Annotated in this window: 21 protein-coding genes and 2 tRNA genes; 20 read left to right on the top strand and 3 right to left on the bottom strand. The window is 73.0% G+C overall.

Annotation, left to right across the window (positions count from 1 at the left end):
* Window positions 1–95: 95 nt before the first annotated feature.
* Window positions 96–2159 carry a hypothetical protein gene (locus ACZ6MA_RS03410; protein WP_469430671.1) on the bottom strand — a complete coding sequence of 688 codons (2064 nt, stop codon included), beginning with the start codon at window positions 2157–2159 and terminating at the stop codon, window positions 96–98.
* Between the two features lie 304 nt (window positions 2160–2463).
* Here ACZ6MA_RS03410 and proB point away from each other — a divergent pair, with 304 nt between their 5' ends.
* The 5 genes from proB to ACZ6MA_RS03385 all read left to right on the top strand — a co-directional run bounded on the left by proB (window position 2464) and on the right by ACZ6MA_RS03385 (window position 7902).
* Window positions 2464–3543, top strand: coding sequence for a glutamate 5-kinase (proB, locus tag ACZ6MA_RS03405; RefSeq protein ID WP_469431186.1), 1080 nt, complete (start codon window positions 2464–2466; stop codon window positions 3541–3543).
* Between the two features lie 278 nt (window positions 3544–3821).
* Window positions 3822–4307, top strand: a complete 486-nt coding sequence (locus ACZ6MA_RS03400) for a hypothetical protein (protein WP_469430669.1) — start codon at window positions 3822–3824, stop codon at window positions 4305–4307.
* Window positions 4308–4617: 310 nt separating this feature from the next.
* Window positions 4618–5904: a glutamate-5-semialdehyde dehydrogenase gene (locus ACZ6MA_RS03395; RefSeq protein ID WP_469431184.1), complete on the top strand. Its 1287-nt coding sequence runs from the start codon at window positions 4618–4620 to the stop codon at window positions 5902–5904.
* A gap of 50 nt (window positions 5905–5954) precedes the next feature.
* Window positions 5955–6626 (top strand): SCO2584 family spore wall biosynthesis protein, encoded by a 672-nt coding sequence (locus ACZ6MA_RS03390; protein ID WP_469430668.1) that lies wholly within the window; start codon window positions 5955–5957, stop codon window positions 6624–6626.
* Between the two features lie 163 nt (window positions 6627–6789).
* Complete coding sequence (locus ACZ6MA_RS03385; RefSeq protein ID WP_469430667.1) at window positions 6790–7902, top strand: SCO2583 family membrane protein; 1113 nt, start codon at window positions 6790–6792, stop codon at window positions 7900–7902.
* A 195-nt stretch (window positions 7903–8097) separates the two neighbouring features.
* On the opposite strand, the gene ACZ6MA_RS03380 is transcribed toward ACZ6MA_RS03385, so the two are convergent.
* A complete protein-coding gene (locus ACZ6MA_RS03380) occupies window positions 8098–9225 on the bottom strand; it encodes a M48 family metallopeptidase (protein WP_469430665.1) in 1128 nt (375 codons plus the stop codon).
* A 91-nt stretch (window positions 9226–9316) separates the two neighbouring features.
* Here ACZ6MA_RS03380 and ACZ6MA_RS03375 point away from each other — a divergent pair, with 91 nt between their 5' ends.
* From ACZ6MA_RS03375 to ACZ6MA_RS03305, 15 genes are all read left to right on the top strand, one after another.
* A complete protein-coding gene (locus tag ACZ6MA_RS03375; protein WP_469430664.1) occupies window positions 9317–9487 on the top strand; it encodes a hypothetical protein in 171 nt (56 codons plus the stop codon).
* Between the two features lie 108 nt (window positions 9488–9595).
* Entirely contained in the window at window positions 9596–9757 is a 162-nt protein-coding gene (locus ACZ6MA_RS03370; RefSeq protein ID WP_469430662.1) for a hypothetical protein, read from the top strand.
* A 55-nt stretch (window positions 9758–9812) separates the two neighbouring features.
* A complete protein-coding gene (gene nadD, locus ACZ6MA_RS03365) occupies window positions 9813–10424 on the top strand; it encodes a nicotinate-nucleotide adenylyltransferase (protein ID WP_469430660.1) in 612 nt (203 codons plus the stop codon).
* Window positions 10425–10486: 62 nt separating this feature from the next.
* A complete protein-coding gene (locus ACZ6MA_RS03360) occupies window positions 10487–12172 on the top strand; it encodes an LCP family protein (RefSeq protein ID WP_469430658.1) in 1686 nt (561 codons plus the stop codon).
* 120 nt (window positions 12173–12292) lie between these two features.
* Entirely contained in the window at window positions 12293–12733 is a 441-nt protein-coding gene (gene rsfS, locus ACZ6MA_RS03355) for a ribosome silencing factor (RefSeq protein WP_130877705.1), read from the top strand.
* Complete coding sequence (locus ACZ6MA_RS03350) at window positions 12730–13407, top strand: histidine phosphatase family protein (RefSeq protein WP_469431183.1); 678 nt, start codon at window positions 12730–12732, stop codon at window positions 13405–13407. The genes rsfS and ACZ6MA_RS03350 overlap by 4 nt, the downstream gene beginning before the upstream one ends.
* A gap of 126 nt (window positions 13408–13533) precedes the next feature.
* A tRNA-Ala gene (locus ACZ6MA_RS03345) sits at window positions 13534–13606 on the top strand.
* Window positions 13607–13873: 267 nt separating this feature from the next.
* Window positions 13874–14107 (top strand): hypothetical protein, encoded by a 234-nt coding sequence (locus tag ACZ6MA_RS03340; RefSeq protein WP_130877703.1) that lies wholly within the window; start codon window positions 13874–13876, stop codon window positions 14105–14107.
* Between the two features lie 198 nt (window positions 14108–14305).
* Window positions 14306–14378 (top strand) — tRNA-Ala (locus ACZ6MA_RS03335).
* Window positions 14379–14705: 327 nt separating this feature from the next.
* Window positions 14706–17552 (top strand): leucine--tRNA ligase, encoded by a 2847-nt coding sequence (gene leuS, locus ACZ6MA_RS03330; protein WP_469430655.1) that lies wholly within the window; start codon window positions 14706–14708, stop codon window positions 17550–17552.
* A gap of 155 nt (window positions 17553–17707) precedes the next feature.
* The gene (locus ACZ6MA_RS03325) at window positions 17708–18463 is read left to right on the top strand and encodes a hypothetical protein (protein ID WP_469430653.1); all 756 of its coding nucleotides are present in this window, start codon (window positions 17708–17710) and stop codon (window positions 18461–18463) included.
* Window positions 18464–18540: 77 nt separating this feature from the next.
* The gene (locus ACZ6MA_RS03320; protein ID WP_469430652.1) at window positions 18541–19386 is read left to right on the top strand and encodes a DegV family protein; all 846 of its coding nucleotides are present in this window, start codon (window positions 18541–18543) and stop codon (window positions 19384–19386) included.
* Between the two features lie 538 nt (window positions 19387–19924).
* Window positions 19925–20620, top strand: a complete 696-nt coding sequence (locus ACZ6MA_RS03315) for a ComEA family DNA-binding protein (protein ID WP_469430650.1) — start codon at window positions 19925–19927, stop codon at window positions 20618–20620.
* Window positions 20617–23208 carry a ComEC/Rec2 family competence protein gene (locus tag ACZ6MA_RS03310; RefSeq protein ID WP_469430648.1) on the top strand — a complete coding sequence of 864 codons (2592 nt, stop codon included), beginning with the start codon at window positions 20617–20619 and terminating at the stop codon, window positions 23206–23208. Before ACZ6MA_RS03315 ends, ACZ6MA_RS03310 begins: the two co-directional genes overlap by 4 nt.
* Before the next feature lie 3 nt (window positions 23209–23211).
* The gene (locus ACZ6MA_RS03305) at window positions 23212–23991 is read left to right on the top strand and encodes an arylamine N-acetyltransferase family protein (RefSeq protein WP_469430647.1); all 780 of its coding nucleotides are present in this window, start codon (window positions 23212–23214) and stop codon (window positions 23989–23991) included.
* 47 nt (window positions 23992–24038) lie between these two features.
* Here the strand turns inward: ACZ6MA_RS03305 and ACZ6MA_RS03300 are convergent, their stop codons facing one another.
* Complete coding sequence (locus ACZ6MA_RS03300; protein ID WP_469430645.1) at window positions 24039–24314, bottom strand: hypothetical protein; 276 nt, start codon at window positions 24312–24314, stop codon at window positions 24039–24041.
* Between the last annotated feature and the right edge of the window lie 19 nt (window positions 24315–24333).

Below are 24333 nucleotides of genomic sequence, written 5' to 3'. Positions count from 1 at the left end.
CCTTCGTACAGGCCCGTACGGCCCCGTATAGCGCATGAAGAAGGCCCCGGGAGGAAATTCCTCCCGGGGCCTTCCCCATGCGCTCAGCGGACGGCTCAGACGGCGCCGACCGTCGGCCCGGCGGCGAGCGTGTCGCGCTGTGCCGGGATCTCGGCGGCCATCCGGGCCTCCATCCGGACGCGGCGCTCGTCGGCCTTCGCGCAGAGCGCCAGGGCGGCCTGGTTGAAGCGGACCAGCGACGGCGGGTCGGACGGGCCGAGCAGCTCGACCTTCAGCTCCGCACGGGCCGCCGCGAGGGCGTCCCGGCCGGGGGCGCGGACGGCCGCGAGGAGCGCCGGGACGCCTTCCGCACCGGGGCCGAGGATCGTGGCCGCGCCGACCGTCGGGAAGCCCGCGCGGAACTCCTCCTCGGTCATGCCGCTGGTGTTGGCCACCGCGTACGGCTTCTCGCTGATCAGGTAGTCCGAGACCACGCTGGAGACATCGCTGATCAGCAGGTCGGCCTGGTTGAAGCAGGTGTAGAGGGCGGGCCGGGCGGCCGTGATGATCTGGTGTTCCCAGACCGGCAGCGAGTCCCAGTACGCGGCCTCCCAGGCGGCGGTGGCGTCCGCCACGGTCGCCGCGCGGCCCCTCTCCGGGGTGCCCTGGAGGAGCATGCGCTCCACCTCGTCCGCGCTGGGACGGAAGGTGCTCGTGGTGAGCCGCTCCAGCTCGGCCGTGCGGCGTGCCAGCTCGGCGGCGGCCTCGGGGCCGGGGCGCGGGCCTTCGCGACGGGCGTTGGCCTCGCGGATCATGGCCTGGATGCGCTCGTTGGCGCGGCCCGCGCGCAGATCGACCGAGCCCGTCATCGGGTGCGGCTTGTACAGCAGTCGGACCTTGGGGTCGGCGAGCAGCTCGCGGACGATGTTCTCGCCGGCCAGCATCACCGAGGTGTTGCCGGGCTGGCCGTCCCAGCCTTCCCAGGTCGGGGCGTACAGCACGGTGGTGAAGCCCTCGGCGGCGGCCTTGCCGCGCGGCGCGGTGTACGGCTGGATCGGCGCGAGCTGCGGACGGCCGACCTCGACGACGTCACGGTCGTCCACGCCGATGTCGGCGAGCTGGTAGCGCTCGCGGGCGGCGGGGCCGGCGACCCAGATCTCGTCGTACGCCTTGGAGTACGGGTTGCAGCTGGAGAGCTTGTCGCTCTCGCCGTGGTTGGTGAAGGCGTGCTTGATCGACGGCATGCGCAGGACCTGCGAGGTCTTGCCGGAGTTCGCCGGGTGCAGCAGCAGCTTGAGCGAGGACTTCTCCAGGGCCATCAGATGCACGACCTTGGGGATACAGATGATCGGCACGTCGGTGGCGTCGATCTTCTGCACCATGAAGCGCTCGCGGAGCACGATGACGGGGTTGCCGTCCAGCTCGGCGAGGGTGGAGAGCCACATGTTGGCCTGGTAGGCCGAGCTGGTGCCGCCGGAGAAGTACATGCCGACGGTCGGCTTGTAGCCGGCCAGCCAGGTGTCCAGCCACTCCAGGGCCTGCTGCTCGTTCGCGATGCGCTTCTTCGGGCGCAGCCACGTGGCCAGGTACAGGGCGCCGCCGAGGGACAGCGCGAAGGCGACGCCGACGCCGATCTCGCCCCACAGGGCCTTCTCGGTGGCCGCGGTGAGCAGCGTGCCCGCCGTGGCGGGGGCGGCGAAGCGCAGCAGCCGGCGGCCCTGCTGGCGGGCCAGCAGACGCGGCGGCGCGGCCGACAGGCGCAGGCCGGAGGTGTCGACGTTCCGGGTCAGGAACGGCAGGGTGCGGCTGCGGCGCACGAGGATCGCGACGGCCTGGCAGCCGAAGTGAGCGCCGTAGAAGAGCAGCAGTCCGACGAACAGCGGGGTGTACTCGTGCAGCGGGCCGTCGCCGTGCACGCGCAGCAGCCCGACCATGATCAGCATGTCGCGCAGCAGCTGACGCACGGTGACGTCGAAGCGGACCTTGCCGAGCAGGGAGAGCAGACCGGGGTCCCGGTGCTGCAGATAGAGGTCGAGCGCGAGGCCCGCCGCCGAGGCGGTGACGAAGAGCGGCACGTTGGGCAGCAGCGCGCCCACGAGCTGGGCGGCGAAGAACGCCAGCATCGCGAGCAGCGCCGCGAGCTGTACGACTCGGCGGGAGGCGGATCCGGCAGAAGGCACTGGGCGGGCTCCTGGCAGGAGGGCTAGGGGGTGAGGGAGACCGCGATGGACAACGGTCGGCTACCGACCGTATGACGGCGGCTGGGCCAGGAGCAATCTTCCTCGACGGCAATCATCGCAAAACAGGGCCGAACGACCACAATCCTCAGGCGGTAGATTTGCGGGCCGGAAGCAGGCACAGCAGCGGCGATCACAGGGGTGTACGTACGTGACAGGGGCAGGGACAGGGCAAGAGACCGGCCGGGCGGTCGGCCCGGAGGCCGCGGGCGGGCTCCGGCGGGAGGTCCTGGACGCCCGCAGGATCGTGGTCAAGGTGGGATCCTCCTCACTCACCACCGCGGGCGGGGGGCTGGACGCCGACCGGGTCGACGCACTGGTCGACACCCTCGCCAAGGCGGGCGGGGAGAAGGAGATCGTGCTGGTCTCCTCCGGCGCCATCGCCGCCGGGCTCGCCCCCCTCGGCCTGGAGCGGCGCCCCCGCGACCTCGCCCGCCAGCAGGCGGCCGCCAGCGTCGGGCAGGGCCTGCTGGTCGCCCGCTACACCGCCTCCTTCGCCCGCTACGGCCGCCGCGTCGGCCAGGTGCTGCTGACCACCGACGACACCAGCCGCCGCGCGCACTACCGCAACGCCTACCGGACGCTCGACCAGCTGCTCGCCATGGGCGCGGTCCCGGTCGTCAACGAGAACGACACCGTCGCCACGGACGAGATCCGCTTCGGCGACAACGACCGCCTCGCCGCCCTCGTGGCCCATCTCGTCCGGGCCGACCTGCTGGTCCTGCTCTCCGACGTCGACGCCCTCTACGACGGCGACCCCAGCATCCCGGGCACCACGCGGATCGCCGAGGTCACCGGCGAGAAGGACCTCGACGGCGTCTCCGTCGGCAGCGCGGGCAAGGCGGGCGTGGGCACCGGCGGCATGGTCACCAAGGTCGAGGCCGCCCGGATCGCGGCCGCCGCCGGCATCCCGGTCGTCCTCACCTCCGCCAGCCGGGCCGCCGACGCCCTCGGCGGCCGCCCGGTCGGCACGCTCTTCCACCGCACCGGCCGCCGCTCCGCCGACCGGCTGCTGTGGCTCGCCCACGCCTCGACCCCGCGCGGGTCGCTGACGCTGGACGACGGCGCCGTGCGGGCCGTCGTCGACGGGCGGGCGTCGCTGCTCCCGGCGGGCATCGCGTCCGTCGAGGGTGAATTCACCGCGGGTGATCCGGTCGAGCTGCGGGACTCCTCGGGGCGGGCCGTCGCCCGGGGGCTGGTCAACTTCGACGCCCGGGAGATCCCCCGGCTGCTCGGCCGTTCCACCCGTGACCTGGCCCGGGACCTCGGACCCGCGTACGAGCGTGAGGTCGTCCACCGCGATGACCTGGTCGTGCTGCGCCCCTGACGACCGTCATCCCCGGGCGAGAGGGTGAGGTAAGTCCAGCCTTTCCATGGAGACCTTCCGTAAAACCGCCACACGGCCGCCCGTCGGCTGGTCAACTTTGAGCAAGGGGCCGTCGCGGACGGGCGGTGCCCGCGGGCGGCACGTGGTCCGCACCACCGGGCACGGTGCGCGTCACGTGACCGCGGCCGGACCAGCACGGCGGGACCCGGAGCGGGAACCGGCACCACACCGCTCCGCCGCACGTGCGCGGAGCAGCGATCAACAGGAGGCCGTCGGTGGTGAGACGAGGGCGTCCCGGGGCGCTGCCCCGGGGGACGGCGGAGCGCACGCTGACCAGCGTCGGGACGGGTGACGCGGCGGACGGGACGACGGGGCCCACGGGGCCGGACGGGGCGGGCGGGACCGTGCGGGACCGCGACGAGGGTTCCCGGCTGTGGCACGTCACCCTCAGCGTCTCGGGGGCCGAGGCACCGCTGGGAGAGGTGCGGCGGGCACTGGAACAGCTCGCCCACGACCACCCCTTCCTGCTGACCAGCCGCTACGCCAACGACCACGCCGAGATCCGCTACTGGGAAGAGGCGCGTGATCTGCACGACGCGGCGGCGGTGGCACTGCGGCTGTGGGGCGAACACCGCTCGACGGCGCGGCTGCCTCCGTGGGAGATCGTCGGCCTGGAGGTCATCGACCGCGAGACCTATCACCAGCGCATCGCGGAGGGGTATGGCCCGCTGCCGGCGACGCCGGTGGGTGTCCACCCGTTCTAGGCCGCGTTCCAGGCTGCGGCCCGCCTGAGCCGCCTGCGGCGGCGGGCGCCCTGCGGGCGCGTTTCAATCGCCGGACGGGCTCGCTGTGCCTTGTCCTCAATCGCCGGACGGGCTCGAAATCGAGCCCGTCCGGCGATTGAGGACACACCGCCGCGCAGCGGTGGTGCGCACCGACACGGCCGAGGCCGAGAGCCGACCAGCCGCCGGCCACGGCGTCCGCACTGTGGAATACGGGGTGGTGACCGCGCCCCGCGCGACTAGGCTGCCCGCCATGAGCAGCAGTGTCTTCCCCTCCCCCCTCGCCGACCCGATGCCGCAGTCCCCGGTGCTGCGGGCCGCCTACCGCGCCCGCGCCGCCGCCGCCGACCTGGCGCCACTGCCGCGCTCGGTGAAGGACGAGGCGCTGCTGGCCATCGCCGACGCGCTGGAGGTCCGGACCCGGGAGATCGTCGAGGCCAACGCCGAGGACGTCGAGAAGGCCCGCGCCGCCGGCACCAGCGAGACCGTCATCGACCGGCTGACCCTCACCCCCGAGCGGGTGCGGGCCATCGCCAAGGACGTCCGGGACGTGGTGGCCCTGCCCGACCCGGTCGGCGAGGTCGTCCGCGGCTCCACCCTCCCCAACGGCATCGACCTGCGCCAGGTGCGGGTGCCGCTCGGTGTCGTCGGGATCATCTACGAGGCCCGGCCGAACGTGACCGTGGACGCCGCGGCGCTCTGCCTGAAGTCCGGCAACGCCGTCCTGCTGCGCGGCTCGTCCTCCGCGTACGCCTCCAACACCGCCCTGGTGCGGGTCCTGCGCGACGCCGTCGGCGGTGCCGGGCTGCCCGCCGACGCCGTGCAGCTGGTGCCGGGCGAGAGCCGGGAGTCCGTCCGGGAGCTGATGCGCGCGCGGGGCATGGTCGACGTGCTGATCCCCCGCGGCGGCGCCTCCCTGATCCGCACGGTCGTCCAGGAGTCCACGGTTCCGGTGATCGAGACCGGCACGGGCAACTGCCACGTCTACGTCGACGCCGAGGCCGATCTCGACATGGCCGTGGACATCCTCGTCAACTCCAAGGCCCAGCGCCCCAGCGTCTGCAACGCCGCCGAGACCCTGCTCGTCCACCAGGACATCGCGGAGCGGTTCGTGCCGCGGGCCCTGGCGGCCCTGGCGGAGGCGGGCGTGACCGTGCACGCCGACGAGCGCTTCCAGGCGCTGGCGGAGGGCGGGCCCGCGACGGTCGTGCCCGCGACCGTGGAGGACTGGGAGACCGAGTACCTCTCGTACGACATCGCCGCCGCCGTCGTGGACTCCCTCGACATGGCCGTCCGCCACATCCGGCTGTGGTCCTCCGGCCACACCGAGGCGATCGTCACCACCTCGCAGGCCGCCGCCCGCCGGTTCACCCAGCTGGTGGACTCCACCACGGTCGCGGTCAACGCCTCGACCCGCTTCACGGACGGCAGCCAGTTCGGTTTCGGCGCGGAGATCGGCATCTCCACGCAGAAGCTGCACGCCCGGGGCCCGATGGGCCTGCCGGAGCTGACGTCGACCAAGTACATCGTCACGGGTGACGGCCATGTGCGCGGTGGTGCCGGACCCGTCGCCTCCTGAATTCCCGTAGCGGCTGCGCGGATTGAGCGGTTCGGGGCTAATCTGGACGGGTGCCGGACGATGTGGGGGGCAGGCCGTTCCCGGACGGCGAGGAGCCCGACAGCCACCGCCACGGAGGCGCGGACGAAGAGTTCGCCTCCGTGGTCTTCGACGAGGAGTTCGTGCGGTCCGCCGTGATCCACGAACCCTCCGCGGCCGAGCGGATGCTCGCCGCCGAACGGGCGCGTGCCGAGGCCGACGCCGCCCGGGCCCGGGCGGGCGGCGGCCCCGCCGACGACGACCCGCGTGACGACGTCTTCGAGGGTTTCGACGGGTACGAGGGCTACGACGGTCACGACGGGTACGGCCCCGACGGCCGCCCCGTGACCGGCCAGCCCTCGGCCCGGCCGGGGGAGTGGCACGGGCTCGTCCACGACCTCGACCCCGACGACGCCTACGGCCCGTACGGGCGCTACGGCACGGCCCGGCGCCCCTACCGCGGCCATGCCCGCTGGCACCGCCCGGTGGCCTGGCTGCTCGCCGTGCTGATGGGCATCGGCGTGGTCGCCCTGGCCTTCGCCGCCGTCTACCGCGGCGCCTCCGCCGGTGACCGGGGCGACCCGGCGCCGCCCCCGGCGACCACCGGCGTGGACGCTCCGGCGGCCGGGCGCCCCGGCCCGTTGCCCTCCGTGTCCGCCGATTCCGAGCCCCCGGTGGCCTCCGCCGCACCGGGCCGCGGCTGATCCCACCGACCGGTCACCCACCGTGACCGCCGGTCGAGTGGTGACCGGTCGCCGAAGCATGGGCCAAGGCATGGGGTGCCGCTGCCCGGCGATCCGCACGATCCGTGGAACTTGTCGTGTACCAGGGCGTTTACCGAAGCCCCCGCAGACCTACTCTTGGAGTATGGACGGGCCGCGAGACCCACCCGAGGGGCCGCCCGAGGGCGTTCCGGGCAGCGGGGACGACGAGTACCGCTCGGTCGTCTTCGACGAGTCCTTCGTGCGCGCTGCCCGGCTCCAGGAGTACTCGGCCCGGGAGCGGATGGCCGACCACGCCCACCCCGTCCGCAGCCGGCACGTCTGGGCGCGCATCGGCGCCTCCCGGCAGGTCCTCGTCCTGATACTGCTGATCGCCATGGCCTTCGGCACCGCCGTGTACATGGGCCTGCGGCACCCCTACGAGGAGCCCAGGCCGCCGGCGGCCGAGGCGCTGCGCACCACGCTCGTGCCCCTCGCGCCACGCGACCGGGTGCCGGGCGGGACCTCGGCGCGGGAGCTGCTCGACCACAGCCCCGCGGCACAGTTCCGCGACGGCGAGGAAGGGATCAATCTGCCGTCCGCCCGGCGCACCCAGCACTTCTCCGAGAGCCTGGTGATGACCGCCCTCGCCACCGCCAAGGAGTACACGCTGAAGTCGGCGCTCGACCGCGCCGCGCTCACCGGCGGCGCCCACCGTGGCATCCGGCTGCTGCTCGATCCGTCCCAACTCGACCAGTTCGACCGCACTTTCACCCAGCCCGTCGACGACGGCAGGCATGCCGCCACGGGCTGGCTGGTGCGCTTCGACCCGACGCAAACCGCGCTCGCCGACGTCCCCGTACGGACCCAGGGCACGTTCTCCCTCACCGAGACGACGCCCGGCACGCTGGAGGTCGCCGCCGACCACACCTTCGTCTACGCCGTGCACGCCGTGCGGTCCGGCACCGGGCAGCACGCGGGGGAGCCGGGGCGGGGCGAGGACCAGGTGTCGCTGTTCACCGTGCGACGGCAGATGCGCTTCCGCTTCGACCGGGACGATCTCCAGAGCCATCACGTGGAGGTCCTGCAGAGCCACGTCCAGGCCGGCCCCCAGTCCTGCTCGGCCGACGACGCGAGCTATCTGCGCCCGCTGCTCGCCGGCCAGTCGGCCGGCACCGGCCGCCCGGCCGACACCGACCCGTACGCCACGGGCCGCGAATCGGCCGCGCTCTGCGGCGTCATGGCCCCCAGCGCCCAACCGAGCCTGCCGGCGACCTGACCTGGCCCTGAGCCGGGGTGCGCGGCACCCCGCTGCCCGGTGGTGTCCTCAATCGCCGGACGGGCTGCTGTGCTGTGTCCTCAATCGCCGGACGGGCTCAATTTGAGCCCGTCCGGCGATTGAGGACGCGCCCGCAGGGCGCTCGCCGCCGCAGGCGGCAACGACGGCCGCAGCCGAAGGGGACGCCGGGCCCGGCTAGGGCCGCGGCTCGTCGGGGTCCTCCGGGCCCTTCCCGGGGCCCCCGGGGCCGTCCTTGGGGGAGGGCCCAGGGCCACCGCCAAACGCGTCCCGCAGCCGGCCGCCCAGGCCAGACGCTCCGCCCGCGAGATCCCGCACGAGACCCATCAGCGGGTCCTTGCTGGAGCGCACCGACTCGGCGTAGTGGTTCGCCGACTCCCGGAAGGAGTCGGACACCGAGGTGTCCTTGTCCTCCGCGCGGCGCGGATAGTGGCCGTCCATGACGCGCTGGTGGTCGCGGCTCTCGGCCCACTTCTTCAGCTCGGCGGCACGCACGGTCGTGAAGGGATGGGTACGCGGCAGCACATTGAGGATCTTGAGCACGGAATCGCGCAGATCGCCGCCCGCCTCGTACTCCTCGGCCTGCGCGAGGAACGCGTCCACGTTCATCTCGTGCAGATGGTTACCACCCGCGATCTTCATCAGACCGCGCATGGAGGCCCGCAGGTCCTGCCCCACCAGCAGACCCGCCCGGTCCGCCGACAGCTCCGACTTGCGGAACCACTCGCGCAGCGCCGTCACGAGCGCCATCACCGCGATGTTGCCCAGCGGGATCCAGGCGACCTTGAGGGCGAAGTTGGTCAGGAAGAGCAATATCGTCCGGTAGACCGCGTGTCCGGACAGCGCGTGCCCCACCTCGTGGCCCACGACCGCCCGCATCTCCTCCTCGTCCAGCAGCTCGACGAGGCCGGTGGTCACCACGATGATCGGCTCGTCCAGGCCGATGCACATGGCGTTCGGCTGCGGGTCCTGGGTGACGTACATCGGCGGGACCTTGGGCAGGTCCAGGATGTAGCAGGCGTCCAGCAGTATCGCGTGCAGGTGCGGGAACTGCCGGTCGCTCACCCGCACCGAGTCGGACAGGAACAGCAGCCGCAGACTCCGCTCCGGCAGCAGCCCGCTGAGCGCCTTGAAGACGGTGTCGAAGCCGCTCAGCTTGCGCAGGGCCACCAGGGCCGAACGGTCCGCCGGGTGCTCGTACGCCCGCGAGGAGATGTCCGGGAACCGCCTGCGCCCGTTGCCCGGCGGCCGCTTCCCGTCCCCGGGCGTGCCGTCGGCGTCGTGGTCGGAGCTGTTGTCACTCATCGAGACCCCCTCAATGGGCTGATCATGGCTCGTCCCCCGGCTTGCCGGACCCCACCCTAGGCGGTGGCACCGGCATGGCTACCGTGGGGACATGCCCTATATCAATGGTTTCGCCGCACAACCCGGGTTCACCGAGCTGCTCGCCGTGTCCAGGAGCGACACCGGACCGGGCACGATGCTGCGCACGGTCCTCATCGTCGCCGTGGTGGGCATCGCCCTCCTCGCCTGGTTCCTGCTGCGCGGATACGGCAACAAGGACTGACGCGCCGGAGTCGGCGTGGGGTTGCGAACGGCCCCCGCATACGATGTGGCAGAAGTCTCCACCCGATCCCCGATCCCCGGATCCCATCCCGGATAGGTCCTGCCGACGATGAACCTCATCACCGCCCACGCCGCCGTCGCCACCCTCGCCTCCGAGGGCGAGCACGTCGACACCCACGAGAGCCTCAGCCCGTACATGACCGGCGGCGCCGCCCTGGTCATCCTGCTGCTCCTGCTCTGGATCACCACCCGCTTCAACCGCGACCGCTGACCCCACCGGTCCCTGCGGGCTCGGCGCCGAGCCGCGCCCAGTAGGGTCTGCACGCATGGGAGAGCAGACAGGGCCCGTGAAGCGGCGGCTCGGCGTGATGGGCGGGACCTTCGACCCGGTCCACCACGGCCACCTGGTCGCCGCCAGCGAGGTGGCTTCGCAGTTCCACCTGGACGAGGTGGTCTTCGTACCGACCGGGCAGCCGTGGCAGAAGAGCCACAAGGCGGTGTCACCGGCCGAGGACCGCTATCTGATGACGGTCATCGCCACCGCGTCCAACCCGCAGTTCTCGGTCAGCCGGATCGACATCGACCGCGGTGGTCCGACGTACACCACCGACACGCTGCGCGACCTGCGCGCCCTCAACGACGACGCGGACCTGTTCTTCATCACCGGCGCCGACGCGCTGGCGCAGATCCTGACCTGGCGGGACACGGACGAGCTGTTCTCCCTCGCCCACTTCATCGGCGTCACCCGGCCCGGCCACATACTCGCCAACCCGGGGCTGCCCGAGGACCGGGTGTCCTTCGTCGAGGTGCCCGCGCTCGCGATCTCCTCCTCCGATTGCCGCGCCCGGGTGGCGGAGGGCGAGCCGGTCTGGTACCTGGTGCCCGACGGTGTGGTGCGCTACATCGACAAGCGCAAGCTCTACCGGCACAGCGGCTGAACCGGATCGACTCCGGGGCCACCGGACCGACCTCCGGATCTACAGGGCACTGAGGGGCACTGGTGAACGACCGACAGGACCCGTACGCGCACGACCCGTACGCACAGCAGCCGCGGCTGTACGGCTACGACGCATACGGACAGCCGGTGTACCAGCCGAACGCCCCGGAGCGCGTGTACGACCAGCACGGGCAGCCGCTGCCGCAGCAGCAGTACGGGTACGACGGCGGGCAGCAGTACGGGCAGGACGGCGGCTACGGCACCGGCGCGGCGGGACCACAGGGACAGCAGCAGGGCTACGGCCATGACCCGTACGGTGCAACCGGGCCGCAGGGTTATGACGGGTACCCCGCCGCACAGCCGCAGACCCGCCAGCAGGAGTGGATCCCCCGGCAGGCGGCTGCCCCCACCCACGAGGAGCCGGGGCACCGGGCGCCGGAGCAGGCACCCGAGCCGGTGCCGATGCCGGAGCCGCGACGGGCCCCGGACGCCGCCGAAGCCCCGGCGCCGGACTACCGCACCGAGCAGTTCTCCTTCATCGAGGAGCCGGACGAGGACTCCGAGGACGTCATCGACTGGCTGAAGTTCAGCGAGAGCCGCACCGAGCGCCGCGACGAGCGCAAGCGCAAGGGGCGCAACCGCGTCGTCGCCCTCGTCGTCGTGCTCGTCCTGGCCCTCGGCGGCGGGATCGGCTACCTCCTGCTCGGCGGCTCCGACGCGAAGAAGGGCACGACCGCGAGCGGCGGCGGACAGAAGCGCGACGTGATCGTGGTGCACCTGCGGCAGACGAAGGGCGGGCTCAGCTCCACCGCCCTGCTCGTCGACAACGAGACCACCAAGAAGGGCACCACGGTCCTGCTGCCGAACGCGCTGGCCGTCTCCAAGGAGGGCGGCGGCTCCACGACGCTCGGCAAGTCCGTCCAGGACGAGGGCACCGGCGCCACCCGGGACGCGCTGAACGCCCTGCTCGGCGCCGACATCAAGGGCAGCTGGCGGCTGGACACCCCGTATCTGGAGAACCTCGTCGACCTGGTCGGCGGCATCGTCGTCGACACGGACGTCACCGTCCCCGGCGCGAAGTCCGGCGACCGCCCGCTCGTCCGGCAGGGGAAGGGGCAGGACCTGAGCGGCCAGATGGCCGTCGGCTACGCCACCCACCGGGCGCCCGGGGAAGCCCCGGACAAGCAGCTGGCCCGGTTCGGCCAGGTCATGCGGGCCGTGCTGAAAAAGATGCCCAGCGACCCCGGCCCCGCCACCACGACGGTCGAATCGCTCGCCCAGATCCCCGACCCCTCCCTGCCGGTCAAGGAACTCGGCGCCTCGCTGGCCCAGCTCGCGGCGCTGGCCAAGAACGGCTCGTACGACACCGCCGTGCTGCCCGTGCAGAAGGACGGGACGCTCGGCGCGCAGGCGGCCGGGAGCGTGGTCAAGGACGTCCTCGGCGGCACCGTGCGCAACACCGACCCGGACGCGACGCCCCGAGTGAGCGTGAAGAACGCCACCGGAGGCAAGGCCGCCACCCAGTCCGCCCAGGTCACGCTGGTCAACAGCGGTTACACCCACGTCGACGCCGGAACGGCCGCGGCCGTGGCCGCCGCCTCGACGGTGACGTACGCGGACGACAAGCGGGCGGCCGAGGCCAAGGAGGTCGCCAAGACGCTGGGCCTGCCGGCCGGCGCGGTGAAGAAGGCGGTGGGCGCGCCCAACGCGGACATCACCGTCACCCTGGGCAAGGACTACAAGGGCTGAGCCGCTGTTCCGGGCCGTTTCGCCGCCGGGCCCCGGGCCCGGCGGAAACGGCCCGGAAAGCGCTTGGCGGGTCGTGAGACCCTTGAGAGGTACTGACCCTCTTTATCGAAAGCATGGCTTGTGACCGCCACGGACCGCTCCATCGAGCTGATCAAGGCCGCCGCCCAGGCGGCCGCCGACAAGCTCGCGCACGACATCATCGCGTACGACGTCAGCGACGTGCTGTCGATCACCGACGCCTTCCTGCTCGCCTCCGCCCCCAACGACCGCCAGGTCAAGTCGATCGTCGACGAGATCGAGGAGCACCTCAACAAGGAACTCGGCGCCAAGCCGGTCCGCCGTGAGGGCGACCGCGACGCCCGCTGGGTGCTGCTCGACTACGTCGACATCGTCGTCCACGTCCAGCACAGCGAGGAGCGCGTCTTCTACGCCCTGGAGCGGCTGTGGAAGGACTGCCCCGAGATCGAGCTGCCGGCCGACGCCGTCGCCACCCGGGGCAAGGCCGCCGAGCACGCCGAGAGCCAGGCCGCCGCGGCCGACCTGGACGGTGAGCTGAGCTGAACGGCGCGGACACCGGCACCACGGCACCCGCCCGGACCGACCGGGGCCGCCGCATCGTCCTGTGGCGGCACGGGCAGACCGCCTGGAATCTGGAGCGCCGCTTCCAGGGCTCCATGGACATCGAGCTGACGGACACCGGTGTCGCCCAGGCGCGCCGGGCCGCCCGGCTGCTGGCCGCGCTGCGGCCGGACGCCATCGTCGCCTCGGACCTGCGCCGCGCCGCGGCGACGGCCGCCGAGCTGGCGGCCGTCACGGGTCTGGAGGTCGCCTCCGACGCCGGGCTGCGGGAGACGTACGCGGGCGCCTGGCAGGGCTTGACGCACGACGAGATCATCGCGGCCTACGGCGAGCAGTACGCGGCGTGGAAGCGCGGCGAGCCCGTGCGGCGCGGTGGCGGCGAGCTGGAGACCGAGGTCGCCGACCGGGCCGCCCCGGTCGTGCTCGACGCGGCCGAGAAGCTGCCGGACGGCGGCACGCTCGTCGTGGTCAGCCACGGCGGCACCATCCGCACCACCATCGGACGGCTGCTCGGCCTGGAGCCGGGGACCTGGGAGTCGCTCGGCGGCCTCACCAACTGCTGCTGGTCCGTGCTGGGCGAGGGCGCGCGCGGCTGGCGTCTGCTGGAGCACAACGCCGGCACGCTCCCCGAGCCGGTGCTGGGCGACGACGTCTGAGCGGGCCCGCAGGACCGACGCCGGCGGCCTGCCGGGACCGGATTTCACATCTGGGCAGGTCGCAGGCTAAAGTTCATCTTGTTCGCGGGAAACGCCGGGGGAAACGCCGGAAGACCTGAGAACAGCGGGGCTATAGCTCAGTTGGTAGAGCGCCTGCATGGCATGCAGGAGGTCAGGAGTTCAATTCTCCTTAGCTCCACAATCCGGACGATCCCGTCTCCCTCTCAGAGGGAGGCGGGATTGTTTGCTGTTGCGGCACCTTCCCATGGCAGAATCGGACGGCCGGGTGCGGACGGGGCCGAAGGGGAGGGAAAGCGTCATGTCGCTGTGCGTCCTCAAGGGGGCCTGGATCCCTCGCGGCGCGGCTCCCCACATCGGGCACGAGGCGCGGGGACGCGTTCACGGGCGCGTTCACAGCTGCGATGTTGTTCTCCGCACGGCCCGCCGCCACAGTGGGAGCTGACCGATGGGTGCACACAGCCGGAAATGCGACTGGTGCGGCAGTGGAACGCCGATCGTCCGCGACATGGAACCCCTCAACTCCGCGTACCAGTACTGGTGTGTGGAGTGCGCGCGGGCGCTGATCATAAAAGGCGACCCGATCGAGACCTACCGTGAACTCGAGGGCGAGCCGATCTACGGCCGGCTGCTCGACGAGCACTGCGCGCTGAAGCGCTTCTACTCCTTCGCCAGGGCCTGAGGCTCCGCCAGGTCCGAGGCTCCGGGGTCCGAGCTCCCGGGCCTGCCCGCCGTTTCGGACAAATCGCCATCAGGCGGACGACGCTACCCCGCGCGGGCTCGTTTCAAGCGCTGACGGGCCATCGATTTGGCAGATGGCGGGTAGGTCCGTGTAATGTAGTCGATGTCGCCGGGAGAACCGGGCGGGAAAACAGAACAAGGGGCTATAGCTCAGTTGGTAGAGCGCCTGCATGGCATGCAGGAGGTCAGGAGTTCAATTCTCCTTAGCTCCACAGTGAACGAACGGGTCGTCCGCATCGGACGGCCCGTTCGGCGTTTCCCGGCCCGCCGCCGGAAGCCGGGCGCGCGGACCCCGTCCGCGCGGGGCGCGGCGGTGGCGCCACGCCCGGAAGCCCCCGGGCAACGGCGTGCGGGCCCTTCGGCCGCTGCGGTAACCTGGCCCCATGCGTGCCGTACGCCTTCTGCTTAGCGGGCCGCGCTGATCCAAGCCGACCGGTGACAGTCCGGTCGGCATCGGCGCGGCGTCCCCTCCTGTGCGAGGGGCTTTTTCATTTCCCGGACCGCGTGCAGAGACGACGATCGATGGAGCTTTGAGGACGATGAGCGAGACCACTTCCGCCGCCGAGCCGGCTGCCCCGCACCGCTACACGGCCGCGCTGGCCGCTGACATCGAGGCACGCTGGCAGGACTTCTGGGACGCCGAGGGCACCTACGAGGCACCCAACCCCACCGGTGCGCTGGCGGGCGACGCCGGGACCGTCGCCCGGCCCAAGAAGTTCATCATGGACATGTTCCCGTACCCCTCGGGTGCGGGCCTGCACGTCGGCCACCCGCTGGGCTACATCGCCACCGACGTCTACGCGCGCTACCACCGCATGACGGGCCACAACGTCCTGCACACCCTCGGCTTCGACGCCTTCGGCCTGCCCGCCGAGCAGTACGCCGTGCAGACCGGCACGCACCCCCGGGTCTCCACCGAGGCCAACATCGGCAACATGAAGGCACAGCTGCGCCGGCTGGGCCTGGGCCACGACAAGCGCCGGTCCTTCGCGACGATCGACCCGGACTACTACAAGTGGACCCAGTGGATCTTCCTGCAGATCTTCGACTCCTGGTACGACCCGGACGCGAACAAGGCCCGGCCGATCAGTGAGCTGGTCGCGCAGTTCGAGAGCGGGGAGCGCGCCCTCGACGGCGGCCGCACCTGGGGCGAGCTGAGCGGGGCCGAGCGCGCCGACGTCCTGGGCGAGTACCGCCTGGCGTACGCCTCCGACGCGCCCGTCAACTGGTGCCCCGGGCTGGGCACCGTCCTGGCCAACGAGGAGGTCACCGCCGACGGCCGCTCCGAGCGCGGCAACTTCCCCGTCTTCAAGTCCAAGCTGCGCCAGTGGAACATGCGGATCACCGCCTACGCGGACCGTCTGATCGACGACCTGGACGCCCTGGACTGGCCCGAGGCCATCAAGCTCCAGCAGCGCAACTGGATCGGCCGCAGCGAGGGCGCCCGCGTCGCCTTCCAGGTCGCCGGCCGCGACGAGAAGATCACCGTCTTCACCACTCGCCCCGACACCCTCTTCGGTGCCACCTACATGGTGCTGGCCCCCGAACACGGGCTGGTCGACACCATCGTTCCCGCCGAGTGGCCGCAGGGCACCAAGGACGCGTGGACCGGCGGCGCCCGCACCCCGGCCGACGCCATCGCCGCCTACCGCAAGCAGGCGCAGTCGAAGACCGACGTGGAGCGCCAGACCGAGGGCAAGGACAAGACCGGTGTCTTCACCGGTGCCTACGCGCTCAACCCGCTGACCGGCGAGCGGATCCCCGTCTTCGTCGCCGACTACGTCCTGATGGGCTACGGCACCGGCGCCATCATGGCCGTCCCCGGCCAGGACGAGCGCGACTGGGAGTTCGCGACCGTCTTCGAGCTGCCCGTCGTCCGCACGGTCCAGCCCCCCGAGGGCTGGGAGGGCGAGGCCTACGGCGGCCAGGGCCCGGCGATCAACTCCGCCAACGCCGACATCGACCTCAACGGCATGGACGTCGACGAGGCCAAGCGCACCGTCATCGCCCACCTGACCGAGCGCGGCATCGGCGAGGGCACCATCAACTTCCGGCTGCGCGACTGGCTGTTCAGCCGCCAGCGCTACTGGGGCGAGCCCTTCCCGATCGTCTACGACGAGGACGGCGTCGCCCACCCGCTGCCCGAGTCGATGCTGCCGCTGGAGCTGCCCGAGGTCGAGGACTACTCGCCCCGCACCTTCGAGCCGGACGACGCCGACACCTCCCCCGAGCCCCCCCTGTCCCGCAACGCGGACTGGGTCAACGTGGAACTGGACCTCGGCGACGGCGTCAAGCGCTACCGCCGTGAGACCAACACCATGCCCAACTGGGCCGGTTCCTGCTGGTACGAGCTGCGCTACCTGGACCCGCACAACGGCGAGCAGCTGGTCTCCGCCGACGCCGAGCGGTACTGGATGGGCCCGCGCGAGGGCCAGCCGCACGGCGGCGTCGACCTGTATGTCGGCGGTGCCGAGCACGCCGTGCTGCACCTGCTGTACGCCCGCTTCTGGTCCAAGGTCCTCTTCGACCTGGGCCACATCACCTCCGACGAGCCGTTCCACAAGCTCTACAACCAGGGCATGATCCAGGCGTTCGTCTACCGCGACAGCCGGGGCATCGCCGTGCCGGCCACCGAGGTCGAGGAGCGCGACGGGAAGTTCTTCCACCAGGGCGAGCCGGTCAGCCGGGTCCTGGGCAAGATGGGCAAGTCCCTGAAGAACGCCGTCACGCCGGACGAGATCTGCGCCGAGTACGGCGCCGACACCCTGCGCCTGTACGAGATGGCCATGGGCCCCCTGGACGTCTCGCGCCCCTGGGACACCCGCGCCGTCGTCGGCCAGTACCGGCTGCTCCAGCGCCTGTGGCGCAACGTGGTGGACGAGAACACCGGCGAGGTCACCGTCGTCGACGCCGAGCCCGACGAGGCGACGCTGCGCGCCCTGCACAAGGCTATCGACGGCGCCGGCCAGGACATGGCGAACCTGCGGTTCAACACCGCCATCGCCAAGGTCACCGAGCTGAACAACTTCGTGACCAAGCTGCCGGAGGTCCCGCGCTCCGTCGCCGAGCGGATGGTGCTGCTGATCGCGCCGCTGGCCCCGCACATCGCCGAGGAGCTGTGGCGCAAGCTGGGCCACTCCGGCTCGGTCGTGCACGAGGACTTCCCCGTGGCCGACCCCGCGTACCTGGTCGACGAGGCCGTGACCTGCGTCGTCCAGATCAAGGGCAAGGTCAAGGCCCGTCTGGAGGTCTCCCCGGCCATCTCGGACGAGGAGCTGGAGAAGGTCGCCCTGGCGGACCCGGCGGTCGTGGCGGCACTGGGCGGCGCGGGCATCCGCAAGGTCATCGTGCGGGCGCCCAAGCTCGTGAACATCGTTCCCGCGTAACGGCCCTCCCGGACGGTCCACGGCCGGCACGGGTGGTCTGAGGGTTTGTCCCTACGGGCAGGTTGGGGGTTCCGGTGGAACCCCCGGCCTGCCCTTTCCGTTTACGGTGGAGAGGTAACGCAGACCGGTCCGACCGACCCCGCTGAGGAGCGCTCATGGAAGCCGTGGCCGTGATCGTCGCGTTGATGTTCGCGGTCTTCGTCGCGCTCGGGGTGATCGCCGTGGTCAGGTCCGTGCGAGCCGTCAAACGGGGCGTGGACCGTACCGTCACCCAGGCGCGCCGCACCGTCGAGGACACGCGGCTGAAGGCCAGGCAGTACGTGCAGCCCGGGGCGCCCGGCGAGATCGCCGAGCTGCGTCTGTCGCTGCGGATGTCGATGCGCGCCACCCAGGAGGCGCTGGGGGCCGCGGCGCCGGAGGACCCGTCGCTGTCCGAGGCGCAGGCCCTTTTCCAGCGGCTCAGCGCCCACGGCCACGAGATCGACGCGGACCTCAAGCGCCTGGAGACCGAGCCGGACAAGGCCCGAGTCGCCGGGAGCCTGCCCGGGTTGCGGGAGCGCGTCCAGCGCGTCACGCACTCGGCCGATTCGCTGCGGTGGGCGGCGCGGGACCGGGCGCGGCAGTTCGCCGACGACGATCTGGCGGTGCTCGGCGAGCAGATCCGCATGGAGGCCGGCGCGCTGCGGCACTGGACGACGGAGGAGGAGCCCCCGGCCGCTCCCACGGGGACCGCGCCGGGTGCCCGCACACCGGGAGCGGGCGTCGGCGCGGACAGCGGTGCGGACGGCGCGACGGGTACCGCGCCCGCGCCCGGCGCGGGGCCCGAGCGGCCCGCGATCACCGCGCGGGACGCGTGGCGGCAGCCCGGATACTCCTGGCAGAAGACCCGCAGGCCCGAGAGCACGACCTGAGGGCGCACGACCTGAAGTGATCGCCGGCGCCCGGCCCGCACTGCCGTCCACGGGCCTCGGCGGGTAATCTCCGGAGCATGTCCCGCCATGTCGCGATCGTCACCGACTCAACGGCCTACCTGCCGCAGGAGGCGATGGAGCGGCACGGCATCACCGCCGTCCCCCTGGCGGTCGTCCTGGGCGACCAGGTGCTCGAAGAGGGCACCGAGATCTCGGCCCGTTCCGTGGCGCAGGCGCTCCAGAAGCGCAAACCGGTGACCACCTCGCGGCCCGGCCCCGAGGTCTTCGCCGCCGCCTACCGCGCGGCGGCCGACGCGGGCGCCACGGGGATCGTCTCCCTTCATCTGTCCGCCGAGTTCTCCGGCACCCACGACGCGGCGGTCCTGGCGGCCCGGGAGGCGCCCGTACCCGTGCGGGTCGTGGACACCGGGATGGTCGCGATGGCCCTCGGCTTCTGCGCGCTGGCCGCCGCGGACACCGCCGCCGCCGGTGGCACGCTCGACGAGGTGGTGGCCGCCGCCGAGAAGCGCGCCCAGGGCACCGCCGCGTACTTCTACGTCGACACCCTCGACTACCTGCGCCGGGGCGGCCGTATCGGGGCCGCGCAGGCGCTGCTGGGCTCGGCGCTCGCCGTGAAGCCGCTGTTGCAGCTGGAGAGCGGCCGGATCGAGATGCGGGAGAAGGTCCGTACGGCCTCCAAGGCCATCGCACGGCTCGAGGAGATCGCCGTGGAGCGGGCGGCCGCCGCCCCGGTCGATGTCGCCGTCCACCATCTGGCCGCCCCCGACCGTGCGAACGACCTCGCGGACCGGCTGCGCGAGCGGGTACCGGGGCTGGTGGATCTGCATGTGAGCGAGGTCGGCGCGGTCATCGGGGCGCACACGGGGCCGGGGCTGCTGGCCGTGGTGGTCTCGGCCCGGTAGCGCGACGGGCTGCGCCGGCCGGGCGGGCCGCGTCTCGCGACCGGGTTCGGGTCACCCGTCCGAGGGGCGGGGTTTTCCACAACCGGCCGGTTATCCACGGGATTTGCGCTGCCTGAGCAAGAGCGCGTGAAGACGTCTACGGTCACGTTCCATGACGACTCGATCACTTGTCGCGATGGGCGGGGTGGTTGCCGCGCCCGCTGCCTCTGCCGTGCCCGGCGCTTCGGCCATGTCCGCCGCCTCTGGCGGTCCCACCGTTCCCGGTGCCTCTGCCGAGAGTGCCCCTCTCGGGGCGCGCGAGCGTGCGTCGGGGCTGTTCGCCGGCCCGGCGCGGGGCGCGACGTCCGATGGTGGCGACGCGCTCGGGGGCTTCGGGGGGTCCGGTGTGGGCCCGGCGGCGGAGGCCGCGCGCCACGTGTCCGGCGGTGGGGCCGGTGCCGCCTCGCGGGCGGACGGTCCGGTCGGGGCACGGCCGCCGGGGCGCGGTAGCCCGGACCCGCCCGATTCCGCGCGCTGGCGGGCGAGTTGGCGCGTCGCCGTGGTGGAGCGGCTGCCGATGTGGGTGCAACTGCGGTGCGGCATCGAGCCCAAGACCCTCGCCGCGCTGGCCGTCGTCCTGATCGCCGCGAGTGTCTTCGCCGCGTATCACTTCTGGACGGGACGTCCGCAGACCGTGCGGGCGCCCGCACGGGAGATGCCCGCCGCGGTGGCGGTCCCGACACCGGCGGCCGTGCCGCCGGCGGGGCCCGCGGCCCCGGCGAGCGTCCGGCCCAGCGGCGTCGTGGTGGTGGATGTTGCGGGCAAGGTGCGCAAGCCCGGCATCCAGCGGCTGCCCCCGGGGTCGAGGGTGGTCGACGCCCTGAACGCGGCGGGCGGGTCCCGGCCGGGGACGGACACCACCGGACTCAACCGGGCACGCGTCCTCACGGACGGCGAACAGATCGTGGTCGGCACCCCGCCGAACACACCGGCCGCCGGGGCTGCCGGGGCGGCGGGGAGCGCGGCCCGACCGGGGGGACCGGGCGGTTCAGGGAGCCCGAGCGGCCCGGTCAGCCTCAACGCCGCCACGGTCGACCAGCTCGACACCCTCCCCGGCGTGGGCCCCGTCCTCGCCCAGCACATCGTCGACTACCGCACCCGGCACGGCGGTTTCCGCTCCGTCGACGAACTCCGCCAGGTCGACGGCATCGGCAACCGCCGCTTCACCGATCTCCGACCCCTGGTCCAGCCGTGAGCCCGTCGCCCCTCCGGGCCCCGGGCGCCGGGACGAACGCGCCGGGGCGGCTCGCTTCCCCCGCCGCCGGGCAGGCCGGGGCCCACCCGGAGGGGCCCGCCGATCTGCGGCTGGTGGCGCCCGCGCTCGCGGCATGGCCGGCCGCGGCGGCCGCGTTGACGGCGGACGGGCGCGCGGTGGCCGTCGCCTGCGCGGTGGCGGTGGTCGCCGCCGGGGCGCTGGTGTTCGCGGTGCGGCGACGGGCGGTCGCGCGGGTGGGTGCGGCGGTCGCGGTGGCGGCCGTACTGCTGGGCGCCGCCGCCGGGGCCGCGGCCGCCGCCCTCCGGGCGGCCGATTCGCACCGGGGGCCGCTGCCCGAGCTGGCACGGCGGTACGGGGAGGCCACCGTCGAGCTGACGGTCACCACGGACCCCCGGCCCGTGCGCCCGCACGTGCGCGGCACGGCCCGCGCGGCACCCGCCGTCGTGTTCGAGGCCCAGGCGACCCGTGTCCACGGCCCGCGGGGCCTGACGGCCGTCCGCACGCCCGTTCTGCTGATCGCCCCGCGCTCCTGGCTCGGACTGCTCCCGTCGACGCGGGTGCGGGCCGACGCAAGCCTTTCCCCTCCCGCCCGGAAGGGCGACCGTGCCGGCGCCGTGCTCCGCGTCGCCGACCACCGGCCGCCTCGGATCGTCGCACCCCCCTCCCCACTCCAGACCGCCGCCGCCCGGCTGCGATCGGGCCTGCGCGAGGCCACGGACCACCTCCCGCCGGACGCCCGGGCACTGCTGCCCGGACTGGTCGTCGGCGACACCTCCCGCGTTCCCCCCGACCTCGAAGACGCCTTCCGGAGCACCGACCTGACGCACCTTCTGGCCGTCTCCGGCAGCAACCTCACGATCCTGCTGGTCGTGCTGATCGGACCACCGCACCTGGCGACCCGTGCCGAGCGCCGTGGCCTCGCCGCCCGGCTCGGGGTGCCCCTGCGGCTGACGGCGGTGCTGGGCGGTGCGCTCGTCCTCGGATTCGTCCTCGTGTGCCGCCCCGAGCCGAGCGTGCTGCGGGCCGCCGCGTGCGGCCTCATCACGCTGCTGGCGATCGGGACGGGCCGGCGCCGCAGCCTGCTGCCCGCCCTGGCGGCGGCCGTGCTGCTGCTCGTCCTCTACGACCCCTGGCTGGCCCGCGGCTACGGCTTCCTGCTCTCCGTCCTGGCCACCGGGGCCCTCCTGACCCTCGCTCCCCGCTGGGGCGACGCCCTGCGGCGAAGGGGGGTACCGGCCCGTCTCGCGGAGGTCCTCGCGGCGGCGGCCGCCGCGCAGGCCGTGTGCGCGCCCGTGATCGCCGTGCTGGCGGCGCGCGTCAGCCTGGTGGCCGTTCCGTGCAATCTCCTGGCCGAGCCGGCCGTCGCCCCCGCCACCGTCCTCGGCTTCGCCGCCCTCGCCGCGGCCCCGCTCGCCCCGCCCGTCGCCGAGGGCCTCGCCCGGCTCGCCGGCTGGCCCGTGTCCTGGATCGCCACGGTGGCCCGGGGCGGTGCGGAACTGCCCGGCGCGGAGCTGGGCTGGCCCGGCGGCTGGCCGGGCGGGCTGGCCCTGGCCGCGGCTACCGCCGTCGCCGCGCTCGCCGCCCGGAGGGTGGTCCGCCGCCCCTGGGCGTGCGCGGGCTGCGCCCTGCTCCTGGTGGTCGCCGTGGTCCGCCCGGTCCCGCTGACGCGGATCGTGACCGGCTGGCCCCCGCCCGACTGGCGGTTGGTGGCCTGTGACGTGGGCCAAGGGGACGCCTTGGTCCTCGCCGCGGGCCACGGGACCGCCGTGGTCGTGGACGCCGGCCCCGAGCCCCGGGCCGTCGATCACTGCCTGCGCGCACTGGGCGTCGACAAGGTGCCGCTGTTGTTGCTGAGCCATTTTCACGCCGACCACGTCGACGGGCTGCCCGGTGTGCTGCGCGGCCGCGCGGTCGGCGTGATCCAGACGACGCCGTTCGCGGAGCCGCCGGGCCGGGCCGCGTTCGTACGCCGCGAGGCATCCCGGGCCGCGGTGCCCGTCGTCACCGCGGCGGCGGGGGAGCGGCGCCGCCTGGGGGATCTGTCCTGGGAAGTCCTGTGGCCACCGCCTCCAGGGGCGTCCTTCGTGGCGGAGGAGGGGCCCAACGACGCCAGCGTCACCCTGCTCGTCCGCACCGCCGGGCTCACCGCCCTCCTGCTCGGCGACCTCGAACCACCCGCCCAACGCGCCCTGGCCGAGGCCCACCCCGGCCTGCCGCCGGTGGACGTCCTCAAGGTGGCCCACCACGGATCCGCCTACCAGGACCCGCGGTTGACGCACGGCCTCCACCCACGGCTGGCACTGATCTCGGCCGGCACCGGCAACCCGTACGGCCATCCGTCGCCCCGCACGGTCGCGGCCCTGCGTGCCCAGGGCGCGGTGGTCCTGCGCACCGACACCGACGGCCCGCTCGCGGTGACCGGCGCGGCCACCGCCGTCCGAGGCGGAACCGGGGGAGGAAAGACGAGGTCGGCGGGGCGCAGGCGCCGCCCGGACGGCCGGGAGCGATCTCCGCCGGACGTAGGTCTGCGGGCTGATGCCACATCAGCTCACGTAAGGCATAACTGACCCATGGACATAATCAACACCGCTGCCTACCTCCGCCGGATAGGCGCGACGCGGCCCACCGCCCCCGACGCGGACGCCCTCCGTGATCTGTGCCTAAGTCACCTGAGAGCGGTGCCCTTCGAGAACCTCTCCATCCACCTCGGCGAGGAGATCGTGCTCGACGGCAAGGCTCTCGTCGACAAGATCGTGCACGGCCGACGGGGTGGGTTCTGTTACGAACTCAACGGCGCCTTCGCCGAGCTGCTGACCGCGCTCGGCTACCCGGTGACGCTGCTCGCCGGGCGGGTCATGGGGGAGGAGGGGCTCGGCGTGCCGTACGACCACCTGGTGCTGCGCGTCGAGACGCCCGAACCCTGGCTGGTCGACGTCGGCTTCGGCCGGAACAGCCACCACCCCCTGAGCCTCACCGAACGGGGCGAGCAGAGCGACCCGGCAGGAGTGTTCCGTATCGCCGAGACCGAGGAAGGGGACCTCGATGTCTATCAGGGCGACGCCCTGCAGTACCGGATAGAGCAGCGCCCCCGGCAGCTGGCCGAGTTCGAGTGCGCCTGCTGGTGGCACCGCACCTCGCCGAAGTCGCACTTCACCCAGAACCTGGTCTGCTCCCGGCTCACCGAGAACGGCCGGGTGACGATCAGCGGCCGTACGCTCGTGATCACCGGCGCCTCGGGCAGGCGGGACCGGACGCTGACCGAGGACGAGATCCTGCCCGCCTACCGGACGCACTTCGGCATCGACCTGGACCGGGTGCCCGAGGTCCGCACCACCCTGCCGGCCCGGTAGAGCCGAACCGGCGACGTCCCGTCACCGTCCCGCCGCCGCTCCGTCGGCTACTGCGCTTCGAGCCAGCCCTCGTACTCCTCGGCGAGCGCGCGCAGCGCGGCGGGGTCCAGGGCGCCGCGCGGGTCGTCGACGACCACGAGCCACTGGGCGTCCTCGGCGTCGTCCTCCCCGGCGAGGGCGTCGCGCACGATCTGGGGCTCCTCCGTCAGACCGAAGCGCTGCACGGTCTCGACGGCCACCTCCTCGGCGGCGTCGCGGTCGGGGAGCACCAACAGGTGCCGGAGGGGGTCGGAGGACTGGAAGGAGATGGGAGTGCTGCTCACCCGCCCATTGTGCGTCATC

The organism is Streptomyces sp. NPDC042259, from assembly GCF_055582085.1.
This window is presented reverse-complemented; position numbering and strand designations above follow the sequence as displayed.

Bases quoted from the DNA above. Each gene is read 5' to 3' on its own strand.
- ACZ6MA_RS03395 (WP_469431184.1), top strand. From the start codon at position 4,618: ATGCCGCAGTCCCCGGTGCTGCGGGCCGCCTACCGCGCCCGCGCCGCC.
- ACZ6MA_RS03385 (WP_469430667.1), top strand. From the start codon at position 6,790: ATGGACGGGCCGCGAGACCCACCCGAGGGGCCGCCCGAGGGCGTTCCG.
- ACZ6MA_RS03380 (WP_469430665.1), bottom strand. From the start codon at position 9,225: ATGAGTGACAACAGCTCCGACCACGACGCCGACGGCACGCCCGGGGAC.
- ACZ6MA_RS03375 (WP_469430664.1), top strand. From the start codon at position 9,317: ATGCCCTATATCAATGGTTTCGCCGCACAACCCGGGTTCACCGAGCTG.
- ACZ6MA_RS03370 (WP_469430662.1), top strand. From the start codon at position 9,596: ATGAACCTCATCACCGCCCACGCCGCCGTCGCCACCCTCGCCTCCGAG.
- nadD (WP_469430660.1), top strand. From the start codon at position 9,813: ATGGGAGAGCAGACAGGGCCCGTGAAGCGGCGGCTCGGCGTGATGGGC.
- ACZ6MA_RS03340 (WP_130877703.1), top strand. From the start codon at position 13,874: ATGGGTGCACACAGCCGGAAATGCGACTGGTGCGGCAGTGGAACGCCG.
- leuS (WP_469430655.1), top strand. From the start codon at position 14,706: ATGAGCGAGACCACTTCCGCCGCCGAGCCGGCTGCCCCGCACCGCTAC.
- ACZ6MA_RS03325 (WP_469430653.1), top strand. From the start codon at position 17,708: ATGGAAGCCGTGGCCGTGATCGTCGCGTTGATGTTCGCGGTCTTCGTC.
- ACZ6MA_RS03320 (WP_469430652.1), top strand. From the start codon at position 18,541: ATGTCCCGCCATGTCGCGATCGTCACCGACTCAACGGCCTACCTGCCG.
- ACZ6MA_RS03305 (WP_469430647.1), top strand. From the start codon at position 23,212: ATGGACATAATCAACACCGCTGCCTACCTCCGCCGGATAGGCGCGACG.